The 21,773-nt window shown below is 73.5% G+C and carries 21 protein-coding genes; 8 read left to right on the top strand and 13 right to left on the bottom strand.

The window, feature by feature from the left end; all coding sequences use genetic code 11:
- Nucleotides 1–23 precede the first annotated feature (23 nt).
- Nucleotides 24–284, bottom strand: a complete 261-nt coding sequence (locus AB0K07_RS10215; protein ID WP_363752957.1) for a hypothetical protein — start codon at nt 282–284, stop codon at nt 24–26.
- On the opposite strand from AB0K07_RS10215, the gene AB0K07_RS10210 reads away from it, so the two are divergent.
- Entirely contained in the window at nt 283–1,302 is a 1,020-nt protein-coding gene (locus AB0K07_RS10210) for a hypothetical protein (protein ID WP_363752954.1), read from the top strand. The genes AB0K07_RS10215 and AB0K07_RS10210 overlap by 2 nt on opposite strands.
- 26 nt (nt 1,303–1,328) lie before the next feature.
- On the opposite strand, the gene murD is transcribed toward AB0K07_RS10210, so the two are convergent.
- Nucleotides 1,329–2,678, bottom strand: a complete 1,350-nt coding sequence (murD, locus tag AB0K07_RS10205) for a UDP-N-acetylmuramoyl-L-alanine--D-glutamate ligase (protein WP_363752951.1) — start codon at nt 2,676–2,678, stop codon at nt 1,329–1,331.
- A gap of 91 nt (nt 2,679–2,769) precedes the next feature.
- Here murD and AB0K07_RS10200 point away from each other — a divergent pair, with 91 nt between their 5' ends.
- Nucleotides 2,770–4,119, top strand: a complete 1,350-nt coding sequence (locus AB0K07_RS10200) for a hypothetical protein (RefSeq protein WP_363752948.1) — start codon at nt 2,770–2,772, stop codon at nt 4,117–4,119.
- A gap of 146 nt (nt 4,120–4,265) precedes the next feature.
- Here AB0K07_RS10200 and AB0K07_RS10195 read toward each other — a convergent pair whose 3' ends face one another.
- Entirely contained in the window at nt 4,266–6,023 is a 1,758-nt protein-coding gene (locus AB0K07_RS10195) for a PucR family transcriptional regulator (protein WP_363754246.1), read from the bottom strand.
- 72 nt (nt 6,024–6,095) lie between these two features.
- Entirely contained in the window at nt 6,096–6,953 is an 858-nt protein-coding gene (locus AB0K07_RS10190) for an RNA methyltransferase (protein ID WP_363754243.1), read from the bottom strand.
- An 82-nt stretch (nt 6,954–7,035) separates the two neighbouring features.
- Here AB0K07_RS10190 and AB0K07_RS10185 point away from each other — a divergent pair, with 82 nt between their 5' ends.
- Entirely contained in the window at nt 7,036–8,883 is a 1,848-nt protein-coding gene (locus tag AB0K07_RS10185) for a thiamine pyrophosphate-requiring protein (RefSeq protein WP_363752946.1), read from the top strand.
- Nucleotides 8,884–8,972: 89 nt separating this feature from the next.
- Here AB0K07_RS10185 and AB0K07_RS10180 read toward each other — a convergent pair whose 3' ends face one another.
- The 4 genes from AB0K07_RS10180 to AB0K07_RS10165 form a co-directional block, all read right to left on the bottom strand.
- On the bottom strand, nt 8,973–11,171 hold the full coding sequence (locus AB0K07_RS10180) for a transglycosylase domain-containing protein (protein ID WP_363752944.1): 2,199 nt from the start codon (nt 11,169–11,171) through the stop codon (nt 8,973–8,975).
- A gap of 274 nt (nt 11,172–11,445) precedes the next feature.
- Complete coding sequence (locus tag AB0K07_RS10175) at nt 11,446–12,213, bottom strand: hypothetical protein (protein WP_363752941.1); 768 nt, start codon at nt 12,211–12,213, stop codon at nt 11,446–11,448.
- Nucleotides 12,214–12,365: 152 nt separating this feature from the next.
- Nucleotides 12,366–13,472 carry an SPFH domain-containing protein gene (locus tag AB0K07_RS10170; protein WP_363752938.1) on the bottom strand — a complete coding sequence of 369 codons (1,107 nt, stop codon included), beginning with the start codon at nt 13,470–13,472 and terminating at the stop codon, nt 12,366–12,368.
- A 5-nt stretch (nt 13,473–13,477) separates the two neighbouring features.
- Entirely contained in the window at nt 13,478–13,951 is a 474-nt protein-coding gene (locus AB0K07_RS10165; protein WP_363752935.1) for an NfeD family protein, read from the bottom strand.
- A 112-nt stretch (nt 13,952–14,063) separates the two neighbouring features.
- Between AB0K07_RS10165 and AB0K07_RS10160 the strand changes: the two genes are divergently transcribed.
- Both AB0K07_RS10160 and AB0K07_RS10155 read left to right on the top strand, forming a co-directional pair.
- Nucleotides 14,064–15,149: a serine hydrolase domain-containing protein gene (locus AB0K07_RS10160; RefSeq protein ID WP_363752932.1), complete on the top strand. Its 1,086-nt coding sequence runs from the start codon at nt 14,064–14,066 to the stop codon at nt 15,147–15,149.
- Entirely contained in the window at nt 15,146–15,394 is a 249-nt protein-coding gene (locus tag AB0K07_RS10155) for a hypothetical protein (protein ID WP_363752929.1), read from the top strand. Before AB0K07_RS10160 ends, AB0K07_RS10155 begins: the two co-directional genes overlap by 4 nt.
- A gap of 45 nt (nt 15,395–15,439) precedes the next feature.
- Here AB0K07_RS10155 and AB0K07_RS10150 read toward each other — a convergent pair whose 3' ends face one another.
- On the bottom strand, nt 15,440–16,252 hold the full coding sequence (locus tag AB0K07_RS10150) for a DUF3097 domain-containing protein (protein ID WP_363752926.1): 813 nt from the start codon (nt 16,250–16,252) through the stop codon (nt 15,440–15,442).
- A 241-nt stretch (nt 16,253–16,493) separates the two neighbouring features.
- Between AB0K07_RS10150 and AB0K07_RS10145 the strand changes: the two genes are divergently transcribed.
- Nucleotides 16,494–17,288: a hypothetical protein gene (locus AB0K07_RS10145; RefSeq protein ID WP_363752923.1), complete on the top strand. Its 795-nt coding sequence runs from the start codon at nt 16,494–16,496 to the stop codon at nt 17,286–17,288.
- Between the two features lie 12 nt (nt 17,289–17,300).
- Nucleotides 17,301–17,456, top strand: coding sequence for a hypothetical protein (locus AB0K07_RS10140; RefSeq protein ID WP_363752920.1), 156 nt, complete (start codon nt 17,301–17,303; stop codon nt 17,454–17,456).
- Here the strand turns inward: AB0K07_RS10140 and AB0K07_RS10135 are convergent.
- The 4 genes from AB0K07_RS10135 to fabG all read right to left on the bottom strand — a co-directional run bounded on the left by AB0K07_RS10135 (nt 17,422) and on the right by fabG (nt 20,854).
- Nucleotides 17,422–18,201, bottom strand: coding sequence for an HAD-IIA family hydrolase (locus tag AB0K07_RS10135; protein WP_030337797.1), 780 nt, complete (start codon nt 18,199–18,201; stop codon nt 17,422–17,424). The two genes, AB0K07_RS10140 and AB0K07_RS10135, sit on opposite strands and share 35 nt — an antisense overlap.
- Before the next feature lie 15 nt (nt 18,202–18,216).
- Nucleotides 18,217–19,245: a ferrochelatase gene (locus tag AB0K07_RS10130; protein WP_363752916.1), complete on the bottom strand. Its 1,029-nt coding sequence runs from the start codon at nt 19,243–19,245 to the stop codon at nt 18,217–18,219.
- A gap of 100 nt (nt 19,246–19,345) precedes the next feature.
- Nucleotides 19,346–20,113: an enoyl-ACP reductase FabI gene (gene fabI, locus AB0K07_RS10125; protein ID WP_363752913.1), complete on the bottom strand. Its 768-nt coding sequence runs from the start codon at nt 20,111–20,113 to the stop codon at nt 19,346–19,348.
- Between the two features lie 36 nt (nt 20,114–20,149).
- Nucleotides 20,150–20,854, bottom strand: a complete 705-nt coding sequence (fabG, locus tag AB0K07_RS10120; protein WP_363752910.1) for a 3-oxoacyl-ACP reductase FabG — start codon at nt 20,852–20,854, stop codon at nt 20,150–20,152.
- A gap of 704 nt (nt 20,855–21,558) precedes the next feature.
- Between fabG and AB0K07_RS10115 the strand changes: the two genes are divergently transcribed.
- Nucleotides 21,559–21,768: a hypothetical protein gene (locus AB0K07_RS10115; RefSeq protein WP_363752907.1), complete on the top strand. Its 210-nt coding sequence runs from the start codon at nt 21,559–21,561 to the stop codon at nt 21,766–21,768.
- Nucleotides 21,769–21,773 lie beyond the last annotated feature (5 nt).

Here is a 21,773-nt window from a genome sequence, read left to right as displayed (position 1 = left end):
CCGCGCCCGCTCCTGACAGTGCGTCAGCCGGCGGCGGTAGCGCCCGTGCGGCTGTGGACCACGCCGACCCGCGCGGCCGCGTGCAGCGCCCCGGCCACCAGCGCGAAGGCCACCCAGCCGGCCGCCAGGGCCGCGACCGGCGAGGTCTCCTGCCACCCGTGGTACGCCGCCAGGAAACCCACCAGCGCCAGGCTGTTGCGGGCGAAGTGCCCGGTGAACGCCACCAGGTCCCGGCGGCTCTCGACGGCCACCAGCACCCCGGAGTACGGGAAGGTCACCACCATGCCGCGCAGCAGCTCGCCGAGCAGCCCGGTGAGCGTCGCGCCGATCCCGTACGATCCGGCGGTGCCCGAGCTGCCCGTACCGCTGCCCGTCGGGGCGACGGGCGGCCCGGCCACCGGCATCGCCGGGTGGATCGGCGCGGACCCGATGCGCCGGCTGGTCGAGCACTTCGGTGGCCGTTGGCCCGAGGGCGACCTCGCCGAGGTGCTCCGATTCCTGGACGAGTTCTCCGCGCGACACTGGGATTTCCGGGGCGGCAGGGAGCGGCCCGACGCCCGCGAACCGGACCTCGACGCCGCCACCGCCGAGCTGGTGCTCGCGTCGGCGGCGGCGCTCGGCCTGACCCTGCCGGTGCCGCCGGCCCGAGGGGCGTACGCCCACCTGGTGGTGCTCGGCGGCCTGGCGCACGCCTGCGTACGCCGGGTCGGGTACGCCGCGCACCTGCTGCGCGCCGGTCTGCGGGTGACCGGCGAGGTCGCCGTGCTGGGCAGCTTCCGGCCGCTGTCGGAGTGGGAACGCCGGACGCTGGCCGACGCGGGCCTGCCCGCCGACGACACCGAGGTGGACGTGCTCGACTCGGCGGTCCGCCAGGTGTTCCGGGTGACCGCCCCGGCCGAGCAGGACGGCGTGGACGCCGGGCACCCGCACCACTCCTGGTCCTCGCGGACCTACCGACCCGCCGGTCTGCCGCCGGTACGGGTGCTCGCCGCGCCGTCCAGCGAACCGCGCCGTCGGCGCGCGCACACCGCCGACACGCAGCGGTTCTGGGCCGGGCACGTCCAGCTCGCCCCGGGCGACGAGGTGCTGATGGTGACCGCGCCGATCTACGTGCCGTTCCAGCACTGCGACGCGCTGCGCACCCTGGCCGTGCCGTACGGCTGCGGCATCGACACCGTCGGGGTGGACCCGACGCTGGCCGACCTGGCGGTGCTGCCCGAGCAGACGCTGACGCCGGGGCGCTACCTCCAGGAGATCCGCTCGGCGATCCGCTCGATGCGCGCCCTGCACGACGGGCGCTGATTCCGGCCGGGCTGCACAGCGCCGTGTCAGACCCCGGCGGTGTCGGCGACGGCCTGGGCGAAGACCTCGGAGCGGTGCTCGAAGTTGCGGAACTGGCCGTAGCTCGGAGCGGCCGGCGACAGCAGCACCACCCCGCCGGCCGGGGTGAGCTTGCGCGCCAACCGCACGGCCGCGACCAGATCGTCGACCAGCTCGGCACGCACCCCGGGCAACCCGTCCAGGGCGGCCACGATCCGGCTGCCGCTGTCCGGGATGCCGATGACGGTCAGCTCCCGCTCGGCCAGGTGCTCGGCCAGCGGCGCGTAGTCCAGCCCCCGGTCGTTGCCCCCGACGATCACGGTCAACGGCCGCCCCTCGTACGCGTCGATGGCGTGCATGGCCGCGTACGGGCTGGTGGCGAGGGTGTCGTCGACGAAGGTCAGCCCGGACGGGTCGGTGATCTCGGTGAGCCGGTGGGCCAGCCCCTGGAACTCGGCGACCGCCACGGCGAGGGTGTCCTTCGCGGCCAGCACGTCGACGCCGAGCGCGTCGAGCACGGCGAGCGCGACGCACAGGTTGCCCTCGTTGTGCCGGCCGACCAGGGGCAGCACGGCACGCGGGAAGAGCGGCTGGTCGCCGAGGTGGAACCAGGGGGTTCCGTCCGCGCCGGTGGCGACGTTGGTGGTGTCGGGGCGACCGGCGCGGACCGCCGGCCGGTCACCCAGCTCGGCGGCGAGCCGGGGGTCGGCGCCGTTCACCACGATCGTCTCCGGGTCGTGGGCGAGCAGGTTGAGCTTGTCCCGGTAGTACTCCCGCTCCCCGCCGTGCGCGTCCAGGTGCTCCGGGAAGAGCGCGGTGACCACGGCCACCCGGGGGGAGTCGGAGAGGTCGCTGCACTGGTAGCTGGACAGCTCCAGCACGTACAGCTCGGCCTCTGGCAGGTCGAGCGTGGGTACGCCGATGTTGCCGCCGAACACGTTCGGCCGGCCCATCGCGGTGAGCAGGTGGCTGATCAGGCTGGAGGTGGTGCTCTTGCCCTTGCTGCCGGTGACCCCGACGGTGCGCGCGGCGTGGTCGGCCATCCACAGCGCGGTGCCCTGGGTGACGGTCACGCCGCGCTTGCGCAGCTCGATCAGCCACGGGTGGGTCTGCGGCACCCCGGGCGAGCGGACCACCACGTCGGCGGCGGCCAGCCGCTCGAAGCCCGCCTCGCCGGTGACCAGCGGGGCCGCCTCGGCCAGCGGGCCGTCCCACGGCAGCGAGAGGAAGTTGGCGCTGTCGTCGACGGCGACGAGCTCGGCCGGGCCGTGCGCGGCGATCGCGGTCACCGCGGCCCGGCCCTCCCGGCCGGTGCCCCAGACGGCGACGGTACGTCCGCGCAGGTCAGACAGGCGCACGGTGCTCTCCTCAGGGGTCGCGGCGGAGGTGGGGCGGGCATGGTCCGGCGCAGCCGGACACGGCCGGACGAACCAGGGCCTAGTATGGCGTGTGCCCAACGAGCAGCTCCGGCGGATGGACGCCTTCACCTTCCCGTCCTACTCGATCGACTTCGCCACCGGCGAGGTGTTGTTCGACTACGCCCTGACCGGCCCGGCCGGTGAACAGCGGTTCACCGAGGTCATCACCCTGCCGCTGCCGGCAGCGCCGCCGTCGGACGAGACGGTGGCCACCCTCTCCCGGGTGCTCGAGGTGCTGCACCTGGTCGCCGGCGTCAGCTACTACAAGGCCGCCGCGCCGCCCCGGCTGGTGCTGCCGGCGCCACTGGGCGCGGCCACCGCCGACTACGTCACGGCCGTCTACACGAAGGGCCTGGCGGAGTACGCGTACCGCAACCAGCTGCCGCACGTGCTGGAGCTGCGCCCGGAGGTGCCGGCCGGTGAGGTGACGCCGGCCCGGGTGTACGACAACTCCGACCGTCGCCCGCTCTCCGCGGTCGGCGGCGGCAAGGACTCCATCGTCAGCCTGGAGGCGCTGCGCCGCGCCGAGCTGGACCCGGTGCCGTTCTCGGTCAACCCCAACCACGTGATCGTCTCGGTCAACGAGGCGTCCGGGTTGACCCCGCTGGCCGCCCGGCGGCGGATCGACCCGGTGCTGTTCGACCTGAACGCGGCCGGAGCGCTGAACGGCCACATCCCGGTCACCGCGATCAACTCGCTGATCGCGGTGGCGACCGCGGTGCTGCACGGTCTGGGCCCGGTGGTGATGTCCAACGAGCGTTCGGCGTCCGACCCGAACCTGGTCTGGAACGGCCACGAGATCAACCACCAGTGGTCCAAGGGCGTCGAGGCCGAAGGGCTGCTGCGGGGGGCGCTGGCCGAGCACGCCGGCCTGACCGAACCGTATTTTTCGCTGCTGCGCTCGCTGTCCGAGCTGCACATCGCCCGGCTGTTCGCCGAGTTCACCCGGTACGACGACGTGGTGACCAGCTGCAACGCCGCGTTCAAGCTGCGCGACGCGAGCGAGCGCTGGTGCCGCGACTGCCCGAAGTGCCGGTTCGTCTTCCTGGCCATGGCGCCGTTCATGCCACGGGAGCGGGTCACCCACATCTTCGGCGGCGACCTGCTCGCCGACCCGGCGCAGATCCCCGGCTACCGCGAGCTGCTCGGCGTGGACGGGCACAAGCCGTTCGAGTGCGTCGGCGAGGTCGAGGAGTCGGTGGTGGCTTTGGGCCTGCTCGCCGAGCAGGACCAGTGGCGCGACGCCCCGGTGATCCGCGCCCTGGTCGACGCCGTCCCGGCCACCGCCTGGTCAGCCGTGGCCACCTCCGACGTCTTCACCCCCGGCGGCCCCAACCACATCCCCCCCACCTACGCCAAAGCCCTGACCTCCCTCACCTGACCCCCCTCCCCACCCCTCCCCTCCCCTCCCCTCCCCTCCCCTCCCCGTTGATCATGAAGTTATTGCCACTCGTACCGGCGTGTCATGGCAACAACTTCATGATCAACGGGCCGCAGGACGGGCCGAGGGCCGGGCCCGGGATGGGGTCAGGGGGTGCGGACGGCGTCCAGGGCCAGCAGGGCCACGTGGAGGGAGAGGGAGGCCTCGACGGAGTCGAGGTCGACGTCGAGGATGCGGGCGATGCGGGCCAGGCGTTCGTAGAACGCCGGCCGGGACAGGTGGGCGGCGGCGGCACCGGCGGACTTGTTGCGGCCCTGCTCCAGGTACGCGCGCAGGGTGTCGAGCAGCCGCTCCCGGGGGTGCCGCGCGTCGTACTCCAGCAGCGCACCCAGTTCACGCTCCACGAACGTCTGCAACCGGGGCTCGTCGCGCAGCAGGTGCAGCAGACCGGCCAGGCCGACGTGCGGCAGCCGGAAGATCGGCAGGTCACGCCGGTCCCGGCGGGCCGCCTCGGCGATCTGACGCGCCTCGACCAGTGACCGTCGGGCCTCACGCAGGCCGCCCACCCCCGAGCCGGCCGCAACGATCACCCCGCCCGGCGCACCACCCCGGGACGGTTCCGCCGCGCGGACCGCACCGGCGTCGAGGCGTACCCGACGCAGCGCGGTGGCGAACGCGGACAGCGCGCGGTCCTCGGCGGCCGGGTCCGGCAGGGCCAGCAGCGCGCCCACCGAGTGGTCGTCGACCGCGCTGGTCAGCGCGGTCAGCTTCGCCTCCCGCAACGCCTGGCCGACCGCCTCGGAGAGGTCCCGCAGCCGGGCCGGGCCGGCCTCGGGGCCACCCTCGCCGGCCGGGTCGTCGGCCCGGTGGCGGACCATCACACCGACCAGGTGCCGGCGCTCCAGCACCACGCCGAGCGCCCTGGCCCGCAACGCCACCTCATCCACCGGCCGGGAGTGATCGAGCAACGCGGTCAGCAGGGTGCGGTGGATCTGCCGTTCCAGCCCCTCGGCGTCGCGGCGGATCAGCCGGCCCAGCGCGAGGGTCGACGCGGCCCGCTCGATCAGGATGGTGAGCCGGGTCGGCGGCCCGCCGCCAGGTGAGACCTCGGCGCTGTCGTCCCGGCGGGTGGGCGGCTCCCCGCCGGCCGGCCAGCGCAGCAGCAGCCGCCCCCAGTCCTGCCCCCGCGCGCCGACGACCGTCACCAGCCAGCCACTGTCCGGGTCGTACGCGGTCCGCCCGGCCGGCCGGATCCGCCGGGAGTGCTGCTCCCAGCCGTCCAGCAGCAGCTCGGCGCTCTCTCCCGCCGGGTCGTACCCCAGCACCTGCCGGGACAGGTTCTCCAACACCACCGGGCACCCGGACAGCTCGGCGGCCTGCCGGATCACCTCGCCGGCGTCGGCGCCCTCGACCGAGAGATCGGTGAACCGCTGGTGGATCTCCTCGGTGGCGCGCAGCTCGGTGAGCTGCGCGTCGACGATCAGCGCGTGCACCGCTTCGGTGATCCGCACGAACGGGGTGGCGCGGCGCAGCTCCACCAGGGGCAGGCCGCGCCGCTCGGCGGCGGCGGCCATGACGCGGGGCACCCCGCTGACGTACCGGCGGCCCAGCTCGACGACGAGCCCGGAGACGCCGACGTCGGCCAGGTCGCCGATGAACGCGCGCAGCCCCGCGTCGTCCCCGGGCAACCCGATGCCGGTGGTGAGCACCAGCTCACCACCACCGAGCAGGGTGGCGATGTCCGGCACCTCGGCGACGTGCACCCAGCGGACCGGCCGGTCCAGCCCGGTGTCCCCGGCCACCACGCGCGGCGCGCCGTGGCGGACCGGGTCGAGGGCGAGGACCTCACGGACGGTAGGGAACACGGCCGCCACGCTACCGTCCGTGACACCGGAACTCGACATCCCGCCGCTGGCGGGAACGGTCAGCGGCGGAATCCGCGCCGCGTCCACCGGCTGACGAGGGCTTCCCCGCCCTCACCACGGGTCGTCGCGGCTCAGTTCCCAGCAGGCCACAGCGGTGGCGGCCGCGACGTTGAGTGAGTCGACCCCACGGCGCATCGGGATGACCACCCGGACGTCGGCGGCGTCCATGGCTGCCCGGGTCAGGCCGGCGCCCTCGGCGCCGAGCAGCAGCGCCGAGCGGGCCCGCTGGGTGGCGTCGAGGCGTTGAATCGGCACCGCGTCCGGTGCCGGGGTCATCGCCAGAATGGTGAACCCGGCCGTCCGGACCTCGGCGAACGCGTCCGGCCAGGGGTCCAGCTTCGCGTACGGCACGGCGAAGACCTCGCCCATGCTGACCCGGACGCTGCGCCGGTAGAGCGGGTCGGCGCAGCTTGGCGAGAGCAGTACCGCGTCCACCCCGAGGGCCGCCACCGCCCGGAAGATCGCGCCGAGGTTGGTGTGGTTGTTGACGTCCTCCAGGATCACCACCCGGCGCGCGGTGGCGAGCACCTCGGCCGCCGTCGGCAGCGGTCGGCGGTGGAACGACGCCAGCACCCCCCGGTGTACGTGGAAGCCGGTGGCCCGTTGCAGCACGTCCTGCGTCGCCGCGTAGACCGGCGCGTCGCCGGTGTCCAGGTCGGCGAGCTGGTCGATCCGCTTGGCGTCGACGAGGTACGACCGGGCCGGATAGCCGGCGCGCAGCGCCCGGCGCAGCACCAGCTCCCCTTCCGCGATGAACAGGCCGTGCGGCGGCTCCCAGCGGGTGCGCAGCTCGACGTCGGTGAGCGCGCGGTAGTCGGCGATCCGGTCGTCGTCGGGGTCGGTGATCTGGTGGACGGGCACCCGACGATTCTGCCGGACGGCGGGCCCGGCACTCCGGGGCCGGTCCAGCCTGCGGCATCGAGGGCGTTTTGTCCGGGAAGGAAGGGGAATGGCGGGCGGCGTACCGGACCCGACGGGAAGGACCAGCCAGGTGAGTTCAGACCACACCGCGCCGGGCGAAGCAGGCATCCTGCCCCGGCACCCGACCGTCGCGGACCACATCGTCTCCCGCCTCTTCAGTTGGGGCGTGCACCGCTACTTCGGCTACCCCGGCGACGGCATCAACGGCCTCACCTCCGCCCTGCAACGCACCAACGAACGTGCCCAGTTCGTCCAGGTGCGGCACGAGGAGACCGCCGGCTTCGCCGCCTCGGCGCACGTCAAGTACGGCGGCGGGCCGCTGGGCTGCGCGCTGGTGACCAGCGGCCCGGGCGCCATCCACCTGCTCAACGGCCTGTACGACGCCAAGCTCGACCACCAGCCGGTGATCGCCCTCGTCGGGCACACCGCGGTCACCGCCGAGGGCGGCGGCTACTACCAGGAGATCGACCTACTCGCCCTCTACAAGGACGTGGCCGCAGCGTTCCTGGCTCAGCTCGACCACCCGGCGCAGGTCCGCCACCTCGTCGACCGGGCGTGCCGTACGGCGCTGGCCCGACGGACCGTCACCGCCCTGGTGCTCCCCTCGGACCTCCAGGACGAACCGGCCGTCCCGCAGCCGCCGTACGCGCACGGCTACTACCACACCAGCAACGTGCCGAGCAGCACACCGACCGTGCCGCCGGAGGCTGACCTGCGGCGGGCCGCGGAGGTGCTGCGCGGCGGGCAACGGGTGGCGATGCTGGTGGGGCAGGGCGCGCTCGGCGCGCAGGACGAGGTCCGCGAGATCGCCCACCGGCTCGGCGCCGGGGTGGCCACCGCGCTGCTCGGCTTCACCGTCGTCGACCACCGGGAGCCGTGGGTGACCGGCGCGGTCGGGCTGCTCGGCACCCGGCCGAGCTGGCAGCTGATGACCGGCTGCGACCGGCTGCTGATCGTGGGCAGCAACATGCCGTACTCGGAGTTCTACCCGCCGCCCGGCCAGGCCCGCGGAGTGCAGATCGACCTGGACGGCACCCAGCTCGGGCTGCGGTACCCGACCGAGGTGAACCTGACCGGCGACGCGGCTCCCACGCTGCGGGCGCTGCTGCGCGAGCTGGGCCCCGGTCCCGGACCGACCGCCTGGCGGGCGGAGATCACCGATGCCACCACGGCGTGGCGTCGCGTGCAGCGCGACCTGGCCGAGCAGCCCGCCGACCCGGTCAACCCGCAGCTGCTGTTCAGCACGCTCAGCGAGCGGCTGCCCGACGACGTGATGCTCGCCGTGGACTGCGGCACCGCGACCGCCTGGTACGCCCGGCACATGCAGGTCCGCCCCGGGATGCTGGCCAGCCTCTCCGGCACGCTGCTGTCCATGGGCGGCGCCATGCCGTACGCGCTGAGCGCCAAGTTCGCCCACCCCGACCGGCCCCTCGTCGCGCTGATCGGTGACGGCGCGATGCAGATGAACGGGGTCAACGAGCTGATCACCGTGGCCAAGTACTGGCGGAGCTGGGCCGACCCGCGGTTCGTGGTGCTGGTGCTCAACAACCGGGATCTGGCGTTCGTCAGCTGGGAGCAGCGCTCCAGCGAGGGGACGCCGATGTTCCCGGACAGTCAACAGCTGCCGGACATCGGCTACCACCAGTGGGCGCAGGTGCTCGGGCTGCACGGCGAACTGGTCGACTCACCGGACCAGCTGCCGGAGATCTGGGAACGGGCCCTCGCCGCCGACCGGCCGACGGTGATCAACGCGCTGGTCGACCCGGCCGAGCTGATGCTGCCACCGCACTTCACGGCCGAGCAGGCGCGCAAGACCGCGGCGGCGGTGCTGCGCGGCGACACCGACTGGGCCGGGATCATCCGGCGGGGCCTGCCCGCCACGATCGCCAGCTACCGCCCCCGGCGCCGGGAGCGCTGACCGGCCCGCCCTCAGGATCGGCAGAGGCTGTCCCGGACCGATCGACGGCCGGAGGTGCACGATCGCGAGGAACGCCGCGGGGCGGCGGGTCAGCCCCGGCGGTTGAGCCAGCGCTGGAGCAGCGACCGGGGGTCGTCCTGGTCCGACCGGCGGTCCGGAACGACGGGCGCGCGCTCGACCGGGCGGCGGGGTTCGCCGGCCAGCTCACGGCTCGGCGCGACGAACGCCTTCTCCGGCTGCCCCTTCACCGCGGTGGCGATGACCCGGGCCACCGCGTCGATCACCTTGGCCTGCACCGCGGAACCCACCGAGTCGGTCGGGTCGTCCGGGTTGGCGGCGATGCCGGCGACCGCGACCTGCGGGGTGAAGCCGACGAACGTCTCGGTGGCGTTCTCCTCCGAGCTACCGGTCTTGCCGGCCACCGGGCGGCCGTCGAGGATCTCGTTCACGCCGGTGGCGGTGCCACCGTTGCACTGCCCGTACGGCGACTGCTGCCCGACCGGGCACCGGGCGGCGTCGGTCGCGGCGCGGGCCACGTCGGCGTCGAGCACCCGCTTGCAGGACGGCTGCCCGACCGGCACCTTCGCGCCCTTCGCGTCGGTCACCGAGATCACCGGCACCGGCGTGCAGTAGGTGCCCTCGGCGGCCACCGTGGCGTACGCGTTGGCCAGGTCCAGCGGGGTGGTCGCCGCCACGCCGAGCGTGAACGAACCCCAGTTGGCGGCGTCGTTCTTGGCGAAGGCGGCGTCCGTGTCGGCGCGGAAGGTGATGCCGAGTCGCTGCGCCATCTCCACCACCTTGTCCTGGCCGACCTGCTCGGCCAGCCAGACGAAGTAGGTGTTCACCGAGCGGCCGAAGCCGTCCCACATCATCCGGTACCCGTCCATCCAGTCCGGGTTGGCGTTCGCGGGGCACCAGTGGCCGTCACAGCTGCCCGGGCCCTCGGCGGCGTACCGGGTGGGCAGCTTGGCGGGCGCGTCGAAGCCGGTGGAGAGGGTACGGCCCGACTCCAGCGCGGCGAGCATGGTGAACAGCTTGAACGTCGAGCCGGCCTGGTACCCGACGACGCTGGCGCCGCCGGAGATCAGCGGGTTGACGGTGTTCGGGTAGTTGGCCTGCCCGGCCGGGTTGTCGGCCAGGCTGTAGTGCCGGTTGACCGCCATCGCCAGCACCTGCCCGGTGCCCGGCTGCACGGCCGCGATCGGCAGCGCCCGCTTGTTGTCGTACCCGTAGACCTTGGTGGCCTGCTGCTGCGCGGTGGCCTGGACCTGCGGGTCCATCGAGGTGACCACGGTGTAGCCGCCCGCGCGCAGGGCCTGCTCGCGCTCCGGGACGGTCGCCCCGAACGCCGGCTGGGTCACCCACCAGCGACGCAGGTAGTCGCAGAAGTAGCCCCAGTCGTCGTGGCCCTGGGCCACGGCGGTGCAGCCGTTGGGCTGCGCGGTGGGGTGCAGGGTCAGCGGCTCGGCCTTGGCCTGCGCGGCCTGGGCGGCGGTGATCGCCCCGGTGTCGGCCATCGAGTCCAGCACGTACGACCGACGGGCCAGCGCCGCGTCGGAGTCCCCGTCGATCGGGCTGTACGCGTCCGGGGACTGCACCAGGCCGGCGAGCAGGGCCGACTCGGCGAGGGTCAGCTGTGCCGGGAGCTTGCCGAAGTACCGCTGGCTGGCCGCCGCGATCCCGTACGCGCCGGAGCCGAAGTAGGCGATGTTCAGGTACCGGTTGAGGATCTCGTCCTTGCCGAGGCTCTGCTCCAGCGCGCTCGCGTACCGGATCTCCTGGATCTTGCGCCCGACGGTGGGATCGGTGGCGGCGGCGCGCTCCTCGGCGGTGCGGGTGGGGTCGGTCTTGAGCACGTTACGGACGTACTGCATGGTCAGCGTCGAGCCGCCCTGCTCGGTGCCGCCACCCTTGACGTTGGCCACCAGCGCGCGGGCCAGGCCGCGCAGGTCGGCGCCGCCGTGCGAGTAGAACCGCCGGTCCTCGGCCGCCACGATCGCCTGTCGCATCACCGGGGCGATGTCCGCCAGCGCCACGTCGGTGCGGTTCACGTCGTAGAACGTCGTGATCAGCGTCTTGCCGTCGTTGGCGTAGAGGTAGGAGCGCTGCGGGGTGGCCGGGGTGCGCAGCGAGTCCGGCAATGCGGCGTACGACCCGATCGCGGAGCGGGCGGCGAACCCGAGCAGCAGGTTGCCCGGCAGCGCGGCGACCGCCAGGACGAGCCCGGCCAGCAAGCCGGCGAGCAGCACGGTGAACAGCCGCGACAGCGGCGAGCGAGAGGCGGCCATGCTCCCCAGGATTGCCACGAAAGCCGCCAACCGACCACCCCCGGCCGCCGATTGTCAGCAACTTCACCACCCCCCACCAGCAACTTCCCACCAAACCCCACCCCGCACCCCCGCCCGCGCCCGCGCCCGCGCCCGCGCCCGCGCCCGCGCCCGCGCCCGCGCCGGTGATCATGAAGTTATTGCCGCGACTCGCCGAGGCGGAGGGCGATAACTTCATGATCAACAGGCGGAACGCGGGTGCGAGCGTGGGATGGGTGGGATGGGGTGGGTGGGGTTAGGGGGTTGGGGTGGAGAGGCTGGCGCTGGCGGCGTCGCGGGCCGTTTCGCGGGGCATCAGGCGGCCGGAGCGGTAGCCGATCCCGATGCCGGCGATCAGCACGAAGATCGCGCCGAACGTCTGCAACGAGCCGATCAGGGCACCTCCCAGGCCGAGCAGCGGCGCGGCGATGATCAGCATCACCCCGTCGCCGAGGCTGAACGTGCCCGAGCGGGCCACCGCCCACCCGGTGAGCAACCAGCCCACGCTGTAGAAGGTGGCGCCGACCAGGACCAGCGAACGCGCGGTGGTGCCGAAGACCGGCGTCTGCTCGGCGAGCCCGGTGAACGGCAGCATCAGCACGGTGCCGGCGATGCTGACCAGCAGCCCGGCGGTGGCCTCCCGGCGGCTGCGGGTCGCGGCCAGCAGCCCGGTGAGGGCCAGCAGCGCGAGCAGGCCGAGCCAGACCGCGGCCACCCAGCCGATGAGGTACGCCGCCTGGCCGTCGGCCGGATACGGGTCGTTGCCCACCCCGCCGTCGCTGGCCATCGCCACCGCGCCGTAGAGGATGGCGTACGCGGGCAGCAGCCACACCGCCGCCCGCGCGAACCGGCGCACCGACCAGGCCCAACTGGCGTTCGTTGCCGGCCCGGCCGGGCCCGGATCGCCGACGAACGGCAGTACGCCGAAGCCACCACCGGTACGCCGGGAGCCCAGGGGGCCGGCGGGGTCGTGCGCGCCGGGCACCGGGGCCGAGGACCACATCCGATTCGCCGGATCCTTCATGCGTCACCTCGCTCGTCCACGAGCGGTGCGGAACGCGCCGGGGCGCCCCGATTGCCTGGTCACCACCCGTCCTAGGACCGATCGTGGCAGGCGTCGGAGCGCCCCATGAGTCTTTCTCGCATTTAACCGGCCGGCTGGGCCGGCGTACTCGGTTACTCGCGCTCGCGCTGGTCGGTCGGGTCGTTGACCAGGCTGGTCGGGGACACCGGCTCCGGCGCGGGCAGCCCCTGCGGCCCCTTGCCACCGGTGGCCTGCGCTTCGGCCACGCGTACCTCGTCGTGGATCTGCTGGGCGGCGTCCGCCGCGGCCTGCGCGGCCTCCGCGGCCTCGCGCTCGACCTGGCTCGCGTGGTCGGCCGCCTCCGGCGCGGGCAGGTCCCCCACCATCTTGCTCAGCCCGCCGAGCGCGCCACCCATCCCCTCCAGAGCCTTGGTCAGCTCGGCCGGCACGATCCAGACCTTGTTGGCGCTGCCCTGGGCGATCTGCGGCAGGGCCTGCAGGTACTGGTAGGCGAGCACCTTCTGGCTCGGGTTCGCCTGGTGGATCGCGTCGAAGACCGTCCGGATCGCCTTCGCCTGCCCCTCGGCCTGCAGGATCCGGGCCTGCCGGTCACCGTCGGCCCGCAGCACCGCGGACTGCTTCTCACCCTCGGCGGTCAGGATCTGCGACTGCTTGTGCCCCTCGGCGGTGAGGATCGCCGCACGCCGGTCCCGCTCGGCGCGCATCTGCTTCTCCATCGAGTCACGGATGCTGGCCGGCGGCTCGATGGCCTTGATCTCCACCCGGGTCACCTTGATGCCCCAGCGGCCGGTGGTCTCGTCCAGCACGCCGGAGAGGTGCCGGTTGATCTCGTCCCGGCTGGTCAGCGCCCGCTCCAGGTCCAGCGAGCCGATCACGTTGCGCAGCGTGGTGACGGTGAGCTGCTCGATGGCCTGCAGGAAGCTGGAGATCTCGTACGTCGCCCGGACCGCGTCGACCACCTTGAAGTAGAGGACCGTGTCGATCGAGACCACCAGGTTGTCCGAGGTGATCACCGGCTGCGGCGGGAAACTGACCACCTGCTCCCGCATGTCGACCTTGGTGCGCACCGCGTCGATGAAGGGCACCAGGAGGTTGAGGCCGGGGCTGAGCGTGCGCTTGTACTTGCCGAGCCGTTCCACCACGTCCTGGCGTTGCTGCGGCACGATCCGCACCGCCTTGGCCAGCGTCACGACAGCGATCAACGCCACCGCTATCACCAGCACGCCTATGACCGTCATCCCGTTCACCCTCTCGCTTCCGGCAGCTCGCCGGCGGAAGAAACGTCGTCCTGCCAGACCAGGGCGGTCGCGCCCCGGACCTTTATCACCCGCACCCGTTGACCGGGCTCGTAGATCTGCGTCGTGTCGTACGCCCGGGCGCTCCACAGCTCTCCGTCGATCTTGACGAGGCCGCGCTCGGCGTCCACCCGTTCCAACACCAACGCCGTGGAGCCCTCGATCGCCTCCACGCCGAACGGCTGCTCGCCGCTGTCCAGCGCCGTCCGCTGATGCCGCCGGATGACCGGCCGGACCACCAGCAGGCTCAACGCCGACACCACCGCGAACACCAGCGCCTGCACCGCCACCGGCGCGCCCAGGGCGGCCGCACCCGCGGCGGCGAACGCGCCCGCCCCGAACATGATCAGAAATAGCGTCGTCGTGAAGATCTCGGCGACTACCAGCACCACACCCAACACGATCCACACCACGGCGTCCACACCACGATCGTGACACGCAAATGCACGCGCGGCCGACCCGTGATGATCAGTAGGCTCGGCGAAACCCACCTGGCCCCCCGAAACAGCCCACACCGGTGGCCCGCCCGAGCCGATGAGCGAGGAGATCCCGTTGACCCTGCTGCCCGAGACCGCCCGACAGATCGACGCCCGGGTGGCCCGGGCACAGGCCGACGGCCGCGCCCCGTCGCTGGTGCTGGGCGTGGTCCGCGACGGCACGCTGGCGCACCTGGCCGTCGCCGGCGAGCACCCCCACCCGGGCGTCGACCTCCAGTACCGGCTGGGCTCGATCAGCAAGACGATGACCGCCACCCTGATCATGCAGTTGCGCGACGCCGGCCGGCTCGCCGTGGACGACCCGCTGGAACGACACCTGCCGGGCACCGGCGTCGGCACGCTCACCCTGCGCCAACTGCTCGGGCACGCCAGCGGCATCCAGCGTGAACCCGACGGCGAGTGGTGGGAGCGGACCGCGGGCGCCGACCTGGCCACCCTGCTCGCCGGGCTGACCGCCGACAAGATCGCCTACCCGCCGCACGCCACGTACCACTACTCCAACCTGGCGTACGGGCTGCTCGGCGGGGTGCTCGAACGACTCACCGGGACGCCCTGGGCGGACCTGCTCGACCAGCGGATCCTCACCCCGTTGGGGATGCGCCGCACCACGTACGCGGCCACCGAGCCGTTCGCCCGCGGCTACGTCGTCCACCCCTGGCACGACACGCTGCGCGAGGAGCCCCGTACCGACACCGGGGCGATGGCCCCGGCCGGGCAGCTCTGGTCGACGATCGAGGACCTGGGCCGGTGGGCCGCGTTCCTGGCCGACCCGGCCCCGTCGGTGCTGGCCGCCACGACGCTGACCGAGATGTGCAGCCCCGTGGTGATCAGCGACCTGGACTCCTGGACCTCCGGGCACGGCCTCGGGCTGGAACTCTTCCGGGAAGGCGACCGGGTGTACGTCGGGCACGGCGGCTCGATGCCCGGCTACATCGCCTCGCTGGCCGTGCACCGGCCGTCCCGCACCGCCGTGGTCGGCTTCGCCAACTCGTACGGCCTGCGCACCGGGCACATCGGCGCACTCGGCCGGCAGCTGCTCACCCTGGTGCTGGACGCCGAACCCGCGCCGGTCACCCCGTGGCGGCCGGCCGCCGCGGCGCCGCCGGCCGAGCTGGCCGAGTGACCGGCCGCTGGTGGTGGATGGGCACCGAGATCGAGGTGTCCGTGGACGCCGCCGGCGAGCTGCGCGCCGGCCCGGTGGGCGCGCCGGACCTGCGCTTCGTCCCCGAGGGACCGGACCGCTGGCGGGGCCGCGCCGGTGGAGAGAACGGCGAGATCCTCACCGTCCTGCGCGACGAGCGGGGCGGGCCGGTCGCCCTGGACATCGCGACCTTCGTCCACACCCGCACGCCCGACCAGGAACCCTGACCCGCGCCTGCGACCCCGGCCCGGCGCGAGACGCGGCGGGGCAGCTCAGGCCGGCTCGGTGACGAAGTCGATGAGGCGTTCCACGGCGTTGATCAGGGGGGTCTCCACGTCGGCGAAGCTGTTCACCCGGGACAGGATGTGCCGCCACATGTCGGCCGGCTCGGCCACCCCGAGGGCCGCGCAGACCCCCTCCTTCCACGGCCGTCCCGGCGGCACGACCGGCCACGCCGCGATGCCCAGCGCGGCCGGCTTGACCGCCTGCCAGACGTCCACGTACGGATGCCCGGTCACCAGCACGTACGGCGAGGTCACCCGGGCCACGATCCGGCTCTCCTTGCTGCCGGGCACCAGGTGGTCGACGAGCACGCCGAGTCGCCGGGTCGGGCCGGGGGCGAAGTCGCGCACCTCGGCGTCCAGTGCGTCGATGCCGTCCAGCGGCTCCACGACCACGCCCTCGATGCGCAGGTCGTCGCCCCAGATCCGCTCGACCAGCGCGGCGTCGTGGACGCCCTCCACCCAGATCCGGCTGGCCTTGGCCACCTGGGCGCGGACGTTGTCCACGGCCACCGAGCCGGACGCGGTACGCCGGCGGGCCGCCGGCACCGGTGCGCGGGCCGGACGGCGCAGCGTCACCGGGCGACCGTCGAGCAGGAACGCCGCCGGCAGCAGCGGGAAGTTGCGCCGCCGGCCGTGCCGGTCCTCCAGCACCACCGCGCCGGACTCGAAGCCGACGACCGCCCCGCAGAACCCGGAGTCGGCGTCCTCCACCACGAGATCCGGTTCGGCGTCCACCTCCGGGGTGACCTTCCGCCGCCGCCAGTCCCCCGCCAACACGTCCTCGCCGTATCGCCCCGCCATGTCGATCACGCTAACCCCGCCGCCGCCGACCACCACCCCGACACACCGCCCCACCGCCCCCGCCCACCCCGCCGATCATGGTTGTGGTGCCATGATCGACATCAGCGGAGGGCGACCGGAGGGAGAGCAGACGGCGAGCAGGGACGGGCCTGGAGTGGGGCGAAGGGGGCAGTTCGGGGCAGGCAGGGCGGCCGGAGCGGCAGTCGAGACAGGGCCGGCGGTGACCACGTACCCTTTCGGCATGTCCACCCCCGCAGCGGGCGCGGCCACACTCACGCCGCGCCGGTCGAGCCGGTTCGTCGCCTGGGTGCGCGCGTGGCGCGCCGGGTTGGTGCCGTACGACGAAGTCGCCGACGCCATCGCCGGCGACGAGGAGCACCTCGTGGCGGACGCCCCCGGCACCTGGACCGACGTCCCGCTGGGCGCCGCGCTGCCCACCCTGGCCAAGCTCTCCCCGGACGAGATCCGCCTGGTGCTGCCCGCGCCGGGCGACCCCCGGGGGCTGCCCGGCCCCGGCGACTTCGCCGGCGCGGCCCTGGTCGCGGGCGAGGCGGTGGTGGCCGGCGGCCTCGGGTTGATCCCGCACGTCCGGCTGCACACCTCCGGCTCCGGGGACTGTTTCGAGACGGTGCTCTGGCGGGTGTACCCGCTGCCGGCCAACGCGCCCGCCGCCTCCCTGTCGCTGCCCGGCGCCGCCGAGGCGGAGGCCGAACTGGCCGCCGCGCTGGCCGAGACCACCGCCGCGCTGACCCGTCTCGACGTCGCCCAGTGGCGGCCGGAGCTGGCCGGGGCGCTGGCCGCGCTGCGCCGCCCGGACGGCGCCACCGACCTGCCACCGGGCTTCGACCCCCGGGCCCGCCGGCTCTTCGCCCGCGCCGCGGTGCTCGACCGGGTGCTGGCGCTGGCCGGGCACGCCGCGCCCGGTGGCGCGATCAACAACTACGAGGCGCAGCAGCGCGACGCCGCGCTCCGCCCGCTGACCACGGCCTGCCGGCAGGCGCTGGTGGCCGCCTGCAACGCTCCACTGCGCCCCTGACGGGAGGCAACCATGGTCGGCACCGCGGTGTTTCTCCTGTTCGCCGCCGTCGAGATGCTGTTCTTCGTCTGGATGATCATCGTGGTTCGCCGGCAGCACCGGCGCATGGCGGCGGGCCGCCGAAACCAGCCGATCACACCTCGTCGAGCAGGTCCGCGACCGAGTTGATGATCCGGGACGGGCGGTACGGGTAACGCTCCGCCTCGGTGCGGCTGCTGATCCCGGTGAGCACCAGGATGGTCTCCAGCCCGGCCTCCAGGCCACACAGGATGTCGGTGTCCATCCGGTCGCCGATCATCGCGGTGCTCTCCGAGTGCGCGTTGATCGTGTTCAGCGCCGAGCGCATCATCATCGGGTTCGGCTTGCCCACGAAGTACGGCTCCACCCCGGTCGCCTTGGAGATCATGGCGGCGACGGAGCCGGCGGCGGGCAGCGCGCCCTCCACGGACGGGCCGGTCACATCGGGATTGGTGCAGATGAAGCGGGCCCCGTCGTTGATCAGCCGGACCGCCTTGGTGATCGCTTCGAAGCTGTAGGTGCGGGTCTCACCGAGGACCACGTAGTCCGGGGCGAAGTCGGTGAGCACGTACCCGACCGCGTGCAGCGCCGTGGTCAGCCCGGCCTCCCCGATCACGTACGCGGTGCCGCCCGGCCGCTGGTCGGCGAGGAACTGGCCGGTGGCCAGCGCGGACGACCAGATCGACTCCTCCGGCACGTCCAGACCCATCCGGCTCAGCCGGGCGGTCAGATCGCGGGGGGTGTAGATCGAGTTGTTGGTGAGCACCAGGAACGGCTTGCCGGAGGCGCGCAGCCGGTTGATGAACTCCGGCGCGCCGGGCACCGGCTGGCCCTCGTGCACCAGCACGCCGTCCATGTCGGTCAGCCAGCTCTGCACGGGCTTGCGGTCATGCATGATGATCCTCAGAGGTCAGGGGCGGCGGGTCGGCACGCAGCAGACGGTGGGGCAGGTGTCCCACATGGGCAGCTCGCCCAGGCGGCGGCGCAGCTGCGCGCCGTCCGGGTCGATCCGCTCGGTGACCAGCTCACGCACCATGGCCACGAAGCGCGGGTCGGTGCCCGGGGTGCCGGCCCGGACGAAGTCCAGGCCGAGCTGCTTGGCCGTCTCCAGCGCCTCGGTGTCCAGGTCCCACACCACCTCCAGGTGGTCGGAGACGAACCCGATCGGGCTGACCACCACGGCGGTGGTGCCGCCCTGCGCGAGGGTCGCCAGGTGGTCGTTGACGTCCGGCTCCAGCCACGGCACGTGCGGCGGGCCCGAGCGGCTCTGCCACACCAGGTCGTACGGCAGGTCGGGAGCGGCGGCCGCGGCAACCAGCCGGGCGGTCTCGCGCAGCTGCGCCTCGTACCGGCCGCCGTGCGGGCCGGCGTTGGCGGCCATCGAGGTGGGGACGGAGTGGGCGGTGAAGACCAACCGGGTGGTGTCCCGCTTCGCCGTGTCGAGCTGGCCCAGGGCGGCCCGGACCGCGTCGACGTGCGGCTCGACGAAGCCGGGATGGTCCCAGAACTGGCGCAGCTTCTCGATCACCGGGGCGTCCGGGCCGACCGCGGCGCGGGCGGCGGCGATGTCCTCCTGGTACTGCCGGCAGGACGAGTAGCCGCCGTACGCGCTGGTGACGAAGGCGAGCGCCCGGGTGACGCCGTCGTCGCGCATCCGGGTCACGGTGTCCGCGAGCAGCGGGTCCCAGTTGCGGTTGCCCCAGTAGACGGGCAGGTCGAGACCGTGTGCGGCGAAGTCGGCGCGGACGGCGGCCAGCAGGTCACGGCACTGCTGGTTGATCGGGGAGACACCGCCGAAGTGCTGGTAGTGCTCGGCGACCTCGGCCAGCCGCTCGGGCGGCACGCCCCGGCCCCGGGTCACGTTCTGCAGGAACGGCATCACGTCCTCGGGCCGCTCCGGCCCACCGAAGGACACCAGCACCACCGCGTCGTACGCCATGGGTCCATTCTTGCCCCCCGGCCGTAACCGCCCGGCGACGCCCCCTGGTCCGGCCCGCGCAGATCACACGGGGCGGCCCTCGGGGGCGCCGCCGGGGACGTCAGGCGCCGATGGCGTGGTAGCCGCCGTCGACGTGCACGATCTCGCCGGTGGTGGCCGGGAACCAGTCGGACAGCAGCGCCAGGCAGGCCCGGGCGGCGGGCTCCTGGTCGGTGAGGTTCCAGCCCAGCGGGGCCCGCTCGGTCCAGGCGTCCTCGAACTGGTCGAAGCCGGGGATCGACTTGGCGGCGATGGTGCGCAGCGGCCCGGCGGCGACCAGGTTGCTGCGGATGCCCTGCTTGCCCAGGTGCAGCGCCAGGTAGCGGGACGCGGACTCCAGGCCGGCCTTGGCCACGCCCATCCAGTCGTAGACCGGCCACGCCTTCGTCGCGTCGAAGGTCAGGCCGACCACCGCGCCGCCGGCGGACATCAGCGGCAGCGCCGCCATGGCCAGCGACTTGTACGAGTAGGTGGAGACGTGCAGTGCGGTGGCCACGTCCTCCCAGGGGGCGTCGAGGAAGCCGCCGCCCAGGCAGCTCTGCGGGGCGAACCCGATCGAGTGCACGACGCCGTCGAGCCCGTCGACGTGCTCGCGGACCCGGTCGGCGAGGTTGGCCAGGTGCTCCGTGTTGGTCACGTCGACCTCGATCACCGGGGCGGGCTCGGGCAGCCGCTTGGCGATCCGCTCGACCAGGGAGAGCCGGCCGTAGCCGGTGAGCACGACCTGGGCGCCGTTCTCCTGGGCGAGCTTCGCCACCGAGAAGGCGATCGAGGCGTCGGTGATGACACCGGTGACGAGCAGCCGCTTACCGGCGAGCAGTCCGGACATCCGGGGGTTCCTCCGTACGTTGTCAGAAAGCGCGGGTCAGTGGCCCATGCCGAGGCCACCGTCGACCGGGATCACGGCACCGGAGATGTACCCGGCGCTGTCCCCGGCCAGCCAGGTGACCACTGCCGCGACCTCGTCCGGGCTGGCCATCCGGCCGGCCGGGATGGACTTGCGGATCTCCGCCTTGCGGTCCTCGGACAGGACGGCGGTCATGTCCGTGTCGATGAAGCCGGGCGCCACCACGTTCGCGGTGATGTTGCGGCTGCCCAGCTCCCGGGTGATCGAGCGGGCCACGCCGACCAGGCCGGCCTTGCTGGCGGCGTAGTTGACCTGACCGGCGCCACCGGAGAGCGCGACCACCGACGAGACGAAGATCATGCGGCCCCACCTGGCCCGCAGCATCTTGCCGGAGGCCCGCTTCGCGCACCGGAACGCGCCGGTGAGGTTGGTGTCCAGCACCCCGGTGAACTGCTCCTCGGACATCCGCAGCAGCAGCGTGTCGTCGGTGACGCCCGCGTTGGAGACCAGCACCTCGACCGGCCCCAGCTCGGCCTCCACGGTGGTGAACGCGGCGTCGATCGAGGCCGCGTCGGTGACGTCGGCGCGCACCCCGAACAGACCGTCGGGCGCCTCGCCGCTGCGGTGGGTCACCGCCACCCGGTCGCCCTGCTTGGCGAACGCCTGCGCGATGGCCAGGCCGATTCCCCGGTTGCCCCCGGTCACCAGCACGGTACGGGCCACGGTTCCCCCTTGCGAATGGTCAGCACGGACGCGTCGGAGCCTAGGCGTTACCGGCAGGTAAGCGCTAACGGGAGTCGCGTCACATTGGGGTACGACACCGGGATCAACCCCTGGTGGGACGCACTCCGGGGACGCCGGCCCGTAGCCTCCCGGTGGTGACCCGGCAACCGATCGCCATGGCCCTGCGGCAGACCTTGCTGGGCCCGGACGCCCCGGCCGGCCGACCGCTGCTGGCCCGCTGGCCCGCTGGCCCAGGCTGGCCCGTCACGCCACCCCGGTCGGCTACCTGTGGCACCAGCCGGTCCTGGTCGCGGTGACCGCGCTGGCCGCCCGGGGCGGGGCCGCCCTGCCGGGGCTGCACAGCGCACCGAACTCCCCGGGCTGGGTGCTCGCCCTGGTGCTGCTGGCTGCCACTGTTCGCCGCCGTGCTGGTCACGTTGGTGAGGGCGGGCCGGCCCCGGAACGGGCGGGCCCGACCGGGCGGTGGAGGGGCCGCCGGCCGGTCGGCCGAGTGCGTCCCGGCGGCCACGCGGGTGTACGATCATCGACGTTCCGGCCGGGCCGACTTCAGGAGGTGATCGCTGTGCGAGATAGCGATCCTCCCAGTCGTGGCCGGGCCGATGGTCAGCCCCGCTGAGCCACGACTCAGTCTGGTGAGCTGACCCCGCTCCGCTCCCCGCCACCCGGCCCACGCCGAGGTGCGCGTGCCGCGCCGTCCGATCCCGGACGTCGCCGGGAGCCGCCCGGTCACGACTTCGTGTGCGCGTCCCCACCCCCTGCGGTCCGCCCCCGCACGCGGACCGTCCAGCCGCCACCCGGAGCCGTCCATGAGCCGCTACGTCGCCCCGCTGGGCTTCACCCTCGCCGCCGTCTGGGTGGCCATCGTCTTCGTCCTCGCCGGCGGCGGGCACTGACCCAC

This window comes from Micromonospora sp. NPDC049301 (assembly GCF_040678715.1).
In the GTDB taxonomy this organism is placed as follows: Bacteria; Actinomycetota; Actinomycetes; order Mycobacteriales; family Micromonosporaceae; genus Micromonospora.
This window is presented reverse-complemented; position numbering and strand designations above follow the sequence as displayed.